Source organism: Leucobacter sp. 1207-22, from assembly GCF_052850455.1.
In genome coordinates this window covers 206280-219186 of record NZ_VXCR01000003.1, presented here as the reverse complement: position 1 = coordinate 219186, position 12907 = coordinate 206280, and the positions used below count along the sequence as shown (strand labels likewise).

The following is a 12907-nucleotide window of genomic DNA, read 5'->3' as shown; positions in this document are numbered from 1 at the left end:
TCAGTTTAGGACTGACCACCGACACTGGTCGGTAGTGCGAGGTTTCCGATACCGCTCGACACGATCCGCTCAAGCCCGTGCCAGTCTGCGGCCTGCTGCAGGAGCTCGGCAGCAACTTCGGCCGTATGCACCGGAGCGCCAGGCTCTTGCCAGGCCGCCTGTACGAGGAGGTTCTTCGCTGCACGATCCGCTTTCAGGTCTATGCGACCTGCGAGCTGCCCAGAGACCATGAGCGGGAGGCAATAGTAGCCGTACTTTCGCTTCTCTTTTGGGGTGTAAATCTCGATTCGGTAGTGGAAGTCGAACATTCGCTCTGCTCGCGGCCTGAACCATACCATCGGGTCGAAGGGGGTGAGTAGCGCGTGTGGCGCAAGCCGTGAGGGGATGCGGGCGTCGCGGTGCAGCCACGCGGCCTGCGGCTTACAGGCGTTGTCGACCCAGCCCTCGACGGTGACTGGCAGGAGCTCACCTGCGTCTTCAAGCGCGCGCACCGCATGCGCGGCGTCCTTCGGTTTGAGCCGATAGTAGTCACCGAGATCAGCGAGCGTACCGATGCCCAGCGCACGCCCGGCACGACTCACCAGTTCACGCTGTGCATCTTCACGTGTGCAGTCTTCGAGCGCATGGCCGGGGAGCACATGCTCTGCAAGCGCATAACGACGCTGGAACCCCTCGCGGGTTGCCGCAACAACCTCGCCTGCAGCAAAGAGGATATCCACGGCCTGTTTCGTGTCGCTCCAATCCCACCACGGGCCACGCTTCTCACGCGGGCCTGACTCGAGCTCACGCACGAGCTGCGGACCCTCAGCGGCAAGTTGATCTCTCACCAGGTCGATAGTGCGCGCGAGCGGCACAGCCCGCTCGCGATGCTTTGCCTCGAACTCACGCATACGCCACTGAAACAGCGGCCGGTCTGCGATCGGAATGAGCGCAGCCTCGTGCGCCCAGTACTCGGTGAACTCGCCACTGCCCCACAGGTGCCCATCAAATGCATCCCGGTCATACCCACCGTGCCGCGAAAACATCGGCATGTAATGGCTACGCGAGAAGACATTTACCGAGTCGATCTGCAACACCCCGAGATGCGCGAGCGCAGCATCAAAGGGGCGCCGCTTCTTCAGCCTGGGCGCACCACTGAACCCTTGTGCGGCGAGCGCGATGCGACGAGCCTGCGCAGACGAAAAATCAGCCATGCCCCAACCCTAAGGCTGACCACCGACATCTCGGTTGACGGGGTGCTTCGGACCTTGCAGCTGTGGCAAGCACAACCACCGCTGTTTCTGACTAGCGCACCAGTCTTCACCCCGTACTCCCGAAAGTGCATCCCGCGCGCGTAGACTTATCGGCACACGTGTCACGGACACCAAGGAGGAATCTGGTGAGTGCTTCCCACGGCAACAAGGCGATCATTGCGGCTTTTCTTGCGAACCTCGGTATCGCGATCACGAAGCTTGTCGCTTGGATTTTCTCGGGTTCATCAGCAATGCTCGCTGAAGGCGTGCACTCCCTAGCCGACTCCGGCAACCAGCTCCTCCTCCTAATCGGTGGCAAGCGCGCTGCAAAGCCCGCAGATGACGAACATCCCTTCGGCTACGGTCGCGTGCGATACGTATACGCCTTCGTCGTCGCGATCATCCTGTTCTCAATCGGTGGCGTGTTCTCAATCGTTGAGGGCGTATCGAAGATCCGCGACCCACACCCACTCGAAATGTGGTGGCTGCCACTCGCCGTCTTGGGTATCGCGATCATTCTTGAGTCGTTCTCCATGCGCACGGCAGTTCGCGAAAGCCGTCCACTGAAGGGCAAGCAGAGCTGGGTCAGTTTCATTCGTAAGTCCAAGGCTCCTGAGCTGCCTGTCGTGCTGCTCGAGGACTTCGCAGCCCTCATCGGCCTCGTCATTGCATTCCTCGGTGTTGGCCTGACAGTCATCACCGAAAACAGCATCTTCGATGGCATTTCAACGATCTTCATCGGTGTGCTGCTCGTCGCCGTTGCCGTGGTACTTGGCGTAGAAATCAAGGGCCTGCTTGTTGGTGAGGGCGCCAGCTCCGAAGATGTCCAGAAGATTGAAGAAGCGCTGCTAGCTTCGAGCGATGTCGAGCGCATCATCCACATGAAGACGCTGTACGTCGATCCCGACCGCTTCCTCGTGGCAGCAAAGATCAGTGTGGCGCCTGAAATCACCGCGCGTGAGATCTCGGTCATTGTGAATCTTGCAGAGCGGCGGATCCGCGCAGCAGTCCCCGCCGCCCACACGATCTATATCGAGCCCGACGTGTGGCTCGATCCCAACGCGACCGCACCGACCACGAGCTCGGTCGTCATGCTTTCGAGCGACTAACCGCCCGCGGGTTCACCGCGAGGTTAGCGCCGCGCTGCGAAGAAGGCTTCGAGCAGCGCAGCGCACTCGTCTGCACGTACGCCCGCAACAACCTCGGGCACGGGATGCGGCAATCGCCCATCACGCAGCAAGTCGTATGCACTGCCAACGGCTCCGGCCTTCTCGTCCCACGCCCCAAAGACGACTCGGGGGATCCGCGCCGCCAAAATCACCCCTGCGCACATCACGCATGGTTCAAGCGTCACGACGAGCGTGCACCCGGTGAGCATGCGATCTCCGAGCTGCTTCGCAGCGGCGCGGATCGCCACCACCTCAGCATGCCCGGTCGGGTCGAGACTTGCCTCGCGATCGTTGCGTCCGGTGCCAAGTACCTCTCCGTTTGGGCCAAGCACAATCGCGCCAATAGGGATCTCCCCTGCTGCCCCAGCCTCACGTGCAGCCTCAAGCGCAAGCTGCATCGCAGCAGATTCATCTGCCGATGCCGGAATCTGTGAGGTCTGAATCGCAGTCACACGTTTAGAATAGGCGTATGCGCATTATCGTTGCAGATCACCCGCTCGTCTCGCACAAACTCACTGTGCTGCGACAGGAGCAGACGCCTCAGCCGACCTTCCGACTTCTCATCGAAGAGCTCATGACGCTCCTCGCGTATGAAGCGACCCGTGACGTTCGTGTCGACCCCATGGAAATTCAGACCCCGGTCGCACAGACCACGGGCGTTCGCCTGAGCGAGCCGCTGCCGCTGATCGTCCCTATTCTGCGCGCTGGTCTCGGCATGCTGGAGGGCATGGTCAAGCTGGTCCCAACCGCAGAGGTCGGTTTCCTTGGCATGGCTCGCGACGAAGAAACGCTTGAGCCAGTGACCTACGCAGAGCGCCTTCCCGATTCGCTTGAGGGACGTCAGTGCTTCGTGCTCGACCCCATGCTTGCCACCGGTGGATCGCTTGCCGCAGCAATTGAGTTCTTGTTCGACCGCGGTGCAGACGATGTCACCGCAATCTGCGTACTTGGCACTCCCGAGGGCGTAGAGAAGATCAAGGAGGTCGCTGGCGACCGCAACGTGACCCTCGTGCTTGCTTCGCTCGACGAGGGCCTTGACGAGAACGCATTCATCGTCCCTGGTCTTGGCGATGCTGGCGACCGCCTGTACGGCACCGCGTAAGCACGACAAGCCTTCAGCCCTCGGCTGACGAACGGCGATATCACGCAGAATTTGCGGGGTATCGCCGTTTTCTATGTTCCGCCCGTCACACCGCAAGAAGATTACTACTTGTGTCAACCGCCGAAGTTTGCTTATACTTTGGCTTATGCATGACATCACCAGTTCCGTATCCGCCTGCGAGGTAATCCTCGGGCGTCGCGGCATGATGATGGCTGGCGTCATGCGTTGTCGAATGTGCAGCTAAGACTTTTTCTTACTTTTAGCGCGCACTCTGCGAACCCGATGTTCATTCCGGGTCGCTCCCTTTATTCTCGACATCTTCTCGCCGTTTCGGCACCCTTTAAGGACTCAGCATCATCATGGCTACCATCAGCAACGCAGCTCCCACCACCCTCCGCACCGCTCGCCCCGACCTTGCAGCAAACATCGCGCCGCAGCCGACGCGTTCGCTCCCAGAGGGCACCGAGGTTCGAGGCTTCGCACTCTACGTCGGTCTTTCGGAGGACAAGCTCAACTCCAACGATCCGCAGATCAGCGACATCGTCAACCAAATCAAGCACCTCGTGAATCGTCTCGCTCCGGCAGCAGACACCTACGCAGCAGTGGCACTCGCTCCCGAGGGCACCGGTGGCCGCGACGTTGACGTCGTTCGCTTCGCACTTGGAGATCCATCAGCGAAGGCTCGTCGCCAGCAGGCTGCTGCCGCAGAACAGGACCGCGCGAAGAGCGGCGTCATCCTCGATTTCTCGCGCGGACGTGTACTGCTCGACAACACCCCCGCAACTCTCACCTTCCGTGAGTTCGAGCTTCTGCAGTTCCTCGTACTGCGCGAGGGTCGTACCGTGAGCCGCGACGAGATCATCGAGGGACTTTGGGCTGACGCTCCCGCCGAAGAGGTTCCGAGCGAGCGCACGATTGACGTGCATGTCCGTCGTCTCCGTGTGAAGCTTGCCCAGTACCAGGACATCGTCCGCACCGTGCGTGGAATTGGCTACCGGTTCGACCGTCACGCAGACGTTTCGATCCTGCACGCAGCTGGTCCCAGCCCCGACCGCTTCTAAGCAGGGGCATGGCCGCGCACGACGTACAGCGTCGTCGTGCGCTTGAGGCTACGGCGTCGATCCGCGCACACGCGGGTCGGCTACGCGGCCTGACTGTGCCCCGACGCGCCCGATGCGCCCCGTGCGCTCTGTCGATTACGATCACGCTGGGCACGGCGTTCCGCGCGCTTGGCACTGCGGGCACGCTTGATGATCTTGCCGCGTTCCCAAATGCGCGTGAGTTTCTGTCGCAGCCACAGCAGAAGTGTGCGCGACCACTTGAACTCTGAGCCCAATACCGCGAGGCCCATGAAGATGGTGAGCCAGCCCGGTCCAGGGGTAATGAGCATGATGAGACCCGCCAGTATGAGCACGCCACCGACCAACCCGACGAGCAGGCGGTAGAAGAAGCCGAGCACCGGTCGCGAGTGAATGCGGGTGCGCAACGACGTGAGTTTCTTCAGAAACGGGTGGCCCATTCGCTGGGCGCGCTCTGCGTCGTGCGAATACGGGTTGCTCATGCTCGCTAGCATACGAAACAAAGCTGCGCGTCACCGCATTTTGCGCAGAGTTCCCAGCGCATTCATGGAAGCGCCTTCGGTGGCGGCGCCTCACCCTGTCCGCTCGCGGGCCTCCGGGCAATGAGACGAGCCCCTGGCCTTCGTCACTCGAGAGTGGGAAGGCCAGGGGCTCGGTCGGTTACCGCGCTATCCGCTTATGCTTCTCGCGCACGTCGCTTGCGAACAATCACGACACCCAGTCCGACGAGGATCAGCGCCAGCGCCGCACCAATTGGTAGTGCAATGCCACCCGTATTCACGAGTCCTTCAGTCTTCTTGTAACTGTTCGTGACCTCGACCTGCGTGGGAACCACGTTGTCGTTCGCGTCAGGTTCAGCGAGCTTCACGAGCGCAGCCTCGGTCTCTACCGCCTGGTTCTCAACACCAGCAGTCAGCGATGCGTAGGTGGTCTTCTCGGCACCGTAAGCGTACGGTTCCGTCACCTCACACTGTGAGCCAGCCGGCAGCTGAGTCACGCTGAGCGGTGCACCCGGCGTGAGTGCCAACACTGCGTCATGGTCGGTCACGGTGACCTGCTCACCCTGAACCGTGAGGTCACGAGTACAGGTTGCGCGGACATCGAACTTGCCGGGCACTCGGCTCTCCTTGGCGCCCGCACCAGCGAGTTCCTTGGTGACCTCAAGCGTCGCCGGGGTGAACACGTTGAGCATCTCAACGAATACCTCGTCCTGCTGCAGGATGGTGACCGTACGGTCAGGGGCTGGCACATTCGCGCCACCGGCGTCGGTCTCACTCACGGTGCACTCAGCGCCGGTCGGGATGCCCTTGATCGTAAACGCCTTCTCAGTTTCCCCTGCACCGAAGCTCAGGGTCTTCGTAGCGTCATCACCAAGCTCGAGCTCGTGACCACCGAGTACACAGCTCGTCACGAGTGTTGCGTCACCCGCAGCAAGACCCGACTTCGGCAGTTCGATCTTCTTCGTGACGGTAAGGTCACCACCAGCGTTGAAGGTGTTCAAGAAGTCAACCGTGTGGTTGCCCTGCTCGATCGTGACAACCTTGGCGGTGCGGTTCGCATCGAGCGCGGTGTCTGCACCGTCGTACTTCGCCGTGACCGGCTCAGCACCACGAGCATCCGTCTCAGTAACCGAGCAGTTTGCACCGACCGGCAGCCCCTCAACCTGCTTCGTCTCGCCAGCCTTGATCATGAGCGAATCGAACTTCTTCGTCGTGTCACCGAAGTCACACGTCACATCGACCTTGAACTCATCATCTGGGCGGATCACGTTGGTTGCGTCGCCCGCAAGCTCCACACCAACCGTGAGCGAAGACTCCACGAAGGTGTTCGTCACGCCAATGACGTTTTCCTTCGGGGTCGGTGCTTGCGCATCGTCTGACTCGAACGGAACCAACGTGATCGGATCCTGCGGATCCGTCGCGTAGTCGAAGCCGGTCTTTGCGTCATCCAATGTCGAACGCTTACCGTACTGATCCGCCGCCGTGGTGGCGTTGGGTTCGTACGTTTCGTCAGTCACCGCACAGGTACCGCCAATTGGCAGGCCGGTGATGGTCTTGCTGACCTTGCCATCAAGCGTTGGAATTCCATCGAACTGGACGTTGATTGGCGCCAACGCCGTGCCATCAGGCGCAACACATGCGAGTTCAACGTCGAAGCCTGTGGCCTTCAGGTGCCACTTCGAGACCTCGTCAGCGGTGAGCTGCTTGGTAAGCGTCATCGCGGTGTCCTTCGTGCGAAGACCAGACTGGAACGACTCACTCGCTGGCAGCCAGGTGCTGCCGTTGTTCTGGCGACCAGTCAGTGCAGCAGAGCTGAACGCGAGCTTATTGGTGTTGCTCGTCGCGGGCACGGTGACCTTGAACTCGATGATGACGTACTCGCCACCCTTGAGTGGCTTGTCAGCAGGGAACGTCAGGTCGCCACCGAATGCGCGCACCGGGCCACCTGCTGCCGAGTCATCAGCGGTCCAGGTTCCTTGTGCACAGTCAAGCGTCTTCATGCTGCCAAATGCGTCAGGATCCAGGAAACACGGCTTGTCTGCCGAGGTGTAGCGGAACGAACCGTTCGCAATCTGAGCGTCGCTTCGAGCACCAGCGCCACCGAGCTCCGCACCTGTGACTACCGAAACGGAGCCAGGAACGAGTGTCGGAGCCCACTTCGAATCGCGTGTCGAGTTCAGCACAACGCCCTGATCGCCCACGAACGGCAAACCGTTCACGAAACGCATCTCAGTCAACGCAATGTTGCCGGAGTTGATGAGTTTCAGACGGTAGGTGTCAGTGTTACCGACTGTCGTCAGGACCTCCCAAGGCGACTGCAGCCAGTTGCTTGGGCAGTGCACTGCAGGGTCGAACTCTGCCGGATCCGCTGGTGCAGGCTTGCACACGGTTCCGTCGGGCTCTTCCGCACCACTTGCCGAAGCATCAAGGTACGACTCGACACGCACTCGGTCGGTACGCAGTGAGGTCACTGTCGCAGTCGACGTACATGAGCTGTGTGGTGCACCCGCCGATGGAACACATGCACCTGGGCTCAGTGCACCCTCGATACCGGTGCCCTGTACGTAGGCTTTGTTGCTCACTCGGTCACCCGCGGGGAGACCATCAGTGACCATGAGCGGCACCTTCACGACGATGCTCTCACCCGGCTTCAGTACTTCGCCATTCGTCCACGTTGCCTTGATCCGCCCATCCGCGATGTCCATCTTCGGAGTGTTGAATCCAGGTCGTGACGGCGCCGAGACCACACGCGCTTCGTAGTTCGGAGCGCTTGGGTTGTAACGCAGCTGCGACGGGAACTCATCGACGATCGCGAGATCGTAGAGGTTACTCGTTGCACCAGTGGCATTCGTGATTCGGATGTGGAAGTCAACCCAGGTACCGGGGTAAGCGACGATCGAAGTCGCGGTACTCACGGCGGGGTTGTTCACGAACTTCTCCGACTTCGGTGAAGGCGTGCCAGCGCGAACGGTGATGAACTCGTCTGCCTTGGCGTATGGTCCACCAGTGCCCGGCTTGGCACCGACATGTGAGGTGCCTGCGACCGAGCCTGGAACTTCCCAGCCGTCCTTACCAGTCGGAAGGTCAGTCGCTGGCGCCTTTTCGTTCGCGTCCGATCGCAGCGTCTGTCGCAGCTGCGAATCGAGCACGAGCTCGCCTGAGTCACCGTTGAGTGCACGGTCGATACGCTGACGCTTAGACTCGTCACCGTCGAACTGGACGCGGAAGCCAATGACCTCTCCCCAAGCCTTCGGACCGTCACCAGTCATCGGCAAGGTGAGGGCGGTGAGACCGTTTGGCGACGGTGTCACCGAGGTAACCTCCATTGCGTCGGTCCACTTCCCGTCTTCGCCAAGTGCCCATGCGGTCGCAGTGACTGCACCACGGGGCAGGCTGAGATACGCGGCGGTGACATCGAACGCATCAAACGCGGATCCTGGCTTCACCTGGTATCCGGCAGGAGTGCCCTGCGGCCACAGCGAACGGTCGGGACCGGTTGCGCAGTCTGGCGCGCTTGACAGCAGCTCACAGTCGGTGGCAAGCCAGAGACTCGACACCGAGACGTTGCTCTGGTTGAGGACTTCTACCGACCAGCGGGCATTCTGTGTGCCAGCAAGGTCACGGTAGATCCGCTGGTTTGTCGGAACCGAAGCGGCAACACTCACTGAGTGGGTCTCCGGATCGATACCGATGCGGTTACTCACAACGGTCTCTTCCTTCGAAGGAACGCCAGTCAGTTCGAGCTTCACCTTGCTGTCGAATGTCGCCTTCTGTGGAACGGTCTGATCTCCGTTATCCATCGCACCATCGATGCTCTCACCCGAGACGAGCGTCTTCGGATCGCCCACCTCGAACTCGTAATCGAATCCGTCGTGCACGTAATCGAGCAGATCTGAACGGAACGCGAGACGTGCGTGGTTTGCAATATTCGGTCGGTCAATACCGATGAACTTGCCAGCTTCGTGCCAAGTAGCCGAAACGCCAACGACGTCTGGCCATTTGCTCTCGTCTGGGTTGAGATCAGCGATGTCTGCGCCCACAGGTGCATCAATCGTCTCGGTCGTGCCATCAGCGAAGGTGTACGTGATCTTCGCAGCCACACGATCCGCCGGGGTCGGCGACACCGCAGATGCGCCGTCACGGTAAGGCCAACGGATCTCAGTGATACCCATGAAGTCAGTGATCGCGAACGGGTTGCGCCCGTCTGCGGCCGCTCCATTGGCGGTCACAGTCAGCGATTCTGCACCCACGCCGACGCTACCGGTTGCTTCCCACTGGTTTTCGGGATCAACGTTCGCAACGCCAACTGCGGTGCGGTTCGACGCGTCAAGCACGAGCTGCGAAGGCGTCTGGTTCTTCGCGACGAGGTAACGATAGGTGGGATTCACATCCGTCCAGGTCGCAACCGAATTGCCAAAGAGTTCAGTGGTCGCAAAGACCTTGAACTTTTGGCGGCTCTCACGCTCATCCGACCAGGTTCCCCCGGCGCTTCGCGTGTTTGTCTTTGCGTAGTTGTAATAGTCAACACCGGAGGGGTTGCCGACGATCTCAGTTGACGGATCGGTGAGGTAGTGCGATCGCAGCTGCATGTCGAGCACGATTGACGCTGCACCGTACTCCTGCAGTTCCACAGCCGGATCCGCGCGCTTCACACGCACGTCGACGCCAGCAACCTTTGCCATCTCGCCATCGGTCCACTCACGGTCCCAGGTAATTTCTCGTTCAACCTTCTGGAATGCGAGGTAATCAGGGTTCTGTGAGTTCTCAATTGCTTCTGGTGTGAGTTGCACACCCTCAAGTTCAGTGCTGGCCTCAACCTTGCCCTCAGGGCCAATAGGGGCACCTGCGCTATCGGTGAAGCGGATCGTCATCTGCTGGTCTGGACCAACTCGCGCATCACGTACCTTCGTGAGAGCGAATACATCGAGACCCTGCTTCGCGCCGTTCACGGCAGATGAGAAGTCCTGCATGCGAAGTTCGACTGGGTTATCACCCTGCGGAACTGCCGAAATCACAAACCCAGTCGGGCTGTTCTGGCCCTGCACGCCGTACGCCTTCGCGTCTTTTGCGTAGTGCTTGTACATGGTCGCGTATACAAGGTCAACGAGGAACAACGAGTCAGCACCTGTTGCTGTCTTCGTGTTCTTGCCGGTTCCAAGCGTCGCACCGTTACCCTGAGCCAAAAGACCAGGGGTCTCTGCCGCGCCAATGGTCGACGGCGACACCATCATCTTGTCATTGACACGATTCAGGCGGAACTTCACAGTCGTGTCATCGCCCGCTTCACAGCGAACGGCAACAGGCAATCGCTCGGCACCGTCTGCAGGAGTCACGCGAATGTTCAAACCAACCACACGCTCAAAGTCAGCAGCCGTAATATCGGCAAGTGCGACCTGCGTGACAGACCCGGGGTTCGCCAGTTCATCAAGCAGCCAAACTGTCTGAGTCGTCGTCGTCGGAACCACCGTTCCCTGCGCATCAGGTGTGCGGCAGACCACCGGAGTCGGATCGATCGCGGTGAACTTCATCACGTTGAACGGGGTATCCTTCAGATTCGCCACGGTCGGGGCGGTGCTGGGGTCAGAAATGACAAGTTCCTTTGCGCCCTGAGTTTCAGTCGCCTGTTCGCTCGTCTTTGTCTGCATGACAAACTTCATTTTGTGATCTCGGAAGACCTGCTCGTCCTGCGGCTTCGTGTTGTCATAGAAGTCGCCAGCACTCGCTACACCGGTGAGCGGGTAGACGGTCGTGTCAGTTCCATCACCAAAGCGCTTTGACAGGCTCACATCAAACTGCGGCTTAATAAGCGTCAGTGTCGCGTTCTGCGACGTGTAAGTCGTCGAAGTCTGCGTCGTTGACTGAGCCTGAATCAGTGCGTTCACGCGCACATTTGTCTCACCGGGGTTCGCAGCGGGTGCCTCAATTGCAGCGCCTGTGGAGCGAAGGGTGTTCCGAAGCTTACCTGGCAGCTCAATCTTGCCTGCGCCTGGCTCCCCAACCTTGATGCCGCCGTCCATGCCAGCGGTCGCAGCGGTGAACACGACACGTACACCGGTGATTTCACCCAGGGTGCGTGGAGTTACTCCGTCTTCTGCCAAGTCCATGTCTGGTCCAGGTACAGTCCCGTTCGGAGCAAAATCGTGGATCGCGCCCTGGCCAGCGGCCCCATAGGTGTACTGAATTTTGGCACCGGTTGCACCCTTAGGGAACGTGATGTTCGGTACGGCAGTGAGATCGGTGTAATCAAAGTAGTTGACGTTTCCGGTGGGAATCGTAATCAGCAACTGCTCGAGCAGCGGAGTTCCCTCGTTTGCAAACTCAACGTTGACGGTCGAAGCTTCGCCGGACTCATAGACACTCGTGCTGTCGCCCGAGTCGGTCGTCCAAGTCACCTTTGAGGTGACCTGTGGCAGGAGCGCAGTGACATCGGTGCTTGCCTGCGCGGTGCGGAGATCAGTGGCACTCTTGCCAGGCTCTGCATCGGCAACCTTGTCGACAACGTCGATTGAGGCGTAAACCGCTCGCTTACCCGTCGTCGGGTCTACGATACGTGCGTTGTCGGTGCGCGTCTTGTCACGCAGTTTGTAGTGGCCAGTGACGGTCACCGTGCGCTTTGCTGCTTCGGGAGCAGTCGCACGTGACGGAATCTCTGCGACACGCACGGTGTAGCCCACGACGTCTGCTGGCGCATCGACGGTTGTCTGTCCTGCCGCAAGCGTCTGAACAGGAAGAATCGTTCCGTCAGCAAGTGTGAAGTAGACCTCTGCGCCAGCGGGGTTCTGGCTCAGTTCGATCTTCGACAGGTCGAACGCTTCCGACACTGCGATCGCGTTCGAGGGAATGGTCGCACCGTTGGGCAGGATGAAACTCAATTCGCTCGGTGCGTTCGCGTCTGTGCGAGCGGTCATGACGAGCTTGCCGTCAGCACGCGTACCTTCTTCAAAAGGCGCACCCTCCCAGGTCACCTTCTGCGCAGCCACCAAGGGCACACCATAGACACGGAGGTCAACCGTGAACTCTTGATCGATCTTTGCTTCGTCAGCGGCGAGCGACGCAATGGCCGTGTGCTTTGAGCCGTTCAGGCTCGCATCAAGATCAGCATCAAACTTCGCAGGGACATACACGATGTCAGTGCCGCCAAGGTTTGGCCAGGTCACGCTGAGCGTGCCACCCTTACCGTTGACTGCACCCGTAAAGGTTTTCTCAGCGCCCTGAGGAGTAACGAATCCGCTCTCGTCGAAGCGCACTTCGTCAGGGAATTCAAACGTCATCGTGGTCGGACCACAACCAGCAGGATCAGGGCAGCCAACGCTTCCCATGTAGGTGAATGATGCCCCAGCTTCCACCTCTGTCACCGGCCAGCCGGTGTTGAGGTCGATCGCCGATACCGTAAAGGTAATCGGCGGCTCCGCAGCGTATGCGGGCACGATGCTGCCCATTCCCAGCCCGATCGTCAGCAACGCGGTCAGCGCGCCCACAATCTTGGCTCGGAATTTCTTGACCTTTGGTGATGCCATGGAACTCCCCGTCCACTTTCCTTCGTGTGGCCTGGGAATTCGGCAATATCTCAGGCTCTTCCCTGATTGTTTTCAGGGCACACACGGCCCAAAGTAACACCCGTCGCTCAATATGAACAGGTTATGTAATGAATATGTGACTTTCATCAGCCGGAATTCGACACGCACGGGATTCATGTTGTAGTTGTTCCACGGAAGCCAACATTGGCTCCAGTCTGTATATGGAGCCAGAGGTGCATTCGAGCGCTCAACTCGCCAAGACGTGACGTTCTCGCGCGCCCAAACCGGGTGCTGCAGATTACGCCTTC

At 59.8% G+C, this 12907-nt stretch carries 7 protein-coding genes; 3 read left to right on the top strand and 4 right to left on the bottom strand.

The annotated features are described in order from the left end of the window. Positions 1–5: 5 nt before the first annotated feature. Positions 6–1193, bottom strand: coding sequence for a winged helix-turn-helix domain-containing protein (locus FW756_RS06715; RefSeq protein ID WP_446429387.1), 1188 nt, complete (start codon positions 1191–1193; stop codon positions 6–8). Between the two features lie 185 nt (positions 1194–1378). Here FW756_RS06715 and FW756_RS06710 point away from each other — a divergent pair, with 185 nt between their 5' ends. Next, entirely contained in the window at positions 1379–2341 is a 963-nt protein-coding gene (locus FW756_RS06710) for a cation diffusion facilitator family transporter (RefSeq protein WP_446429386.1), read from the top strand. A 23-nt stretch (positions 2342–2364) separates the two neighbouring features. Here the strand turns inward: FW756_RS06710 and FW756_RS06705 are convergent, their stop codons facing one another. Then, positions 2365–2853, bottom strand: coding sequence for a nucleoside deaminase (locus FW756_RS06705; protein WP_446429385.1), 489 nt, complete (start codon positions 2851–2853; stop codon positions 2365–2367). Positions 2854–2870: 17 nt separating this feature from the next. Between FW756_RS06705 and upp the strand changes: the two genes are divergently transcribed. Together upp and FW756_RS06695 are read left to right on the top strand one after the other, a co-directional pair. Beyond that, positions 2871–3503: a uracil phosphoribosyltransferase gene (upp, locus tag FW756_RS06700; protein ID WP_446429384.1), complete on the top strand. Its 633-nt coding sequence runs from the start codon at positions 2871–2873 to the stop codon at positions 3501–3503. A gap of 359 nt (positions 3504–3862) precedes the next feature. Further along, complete coding sequence (locus FW756_RS06695; RefSeq protein ID WP_446429383.1) at positions 3863–4564, top strand: winged helix-turn-helix domain-containing protein; 702 nt, start codon at positions 3863–3865, stop codon at positions 4562–4564. A gap of 80 nt (positions 4565–4644) precedes the next feature. On the opposite strand, the gene FW756_RS06690 is transcribed toward FW756_RS06695, so the two are convergent. Continuing rightward, complete coding sequence (locus FW756_RS06690; RefSeq protein WP_446429382.1) at positions 4645–5064, bottom strand: TIGR02611 family protein; 420 nt, start codon at positions 5062–5064, stop codon at positions 4645–4647. Between the two features lie 194 nt (positions 5065–5258). Continuing rightward, positions 5259–12599, bottom strand: a complete 7341-nt coding sequence (locus FW756_RS06685; protein ID WP_446429381.1) for a DUF5979 domain-containing protein — start codon at positions 12597–12599, stop codon at positions 5259–5261. Positions 12600–12907: the final 308 nt, after the last annotated feature.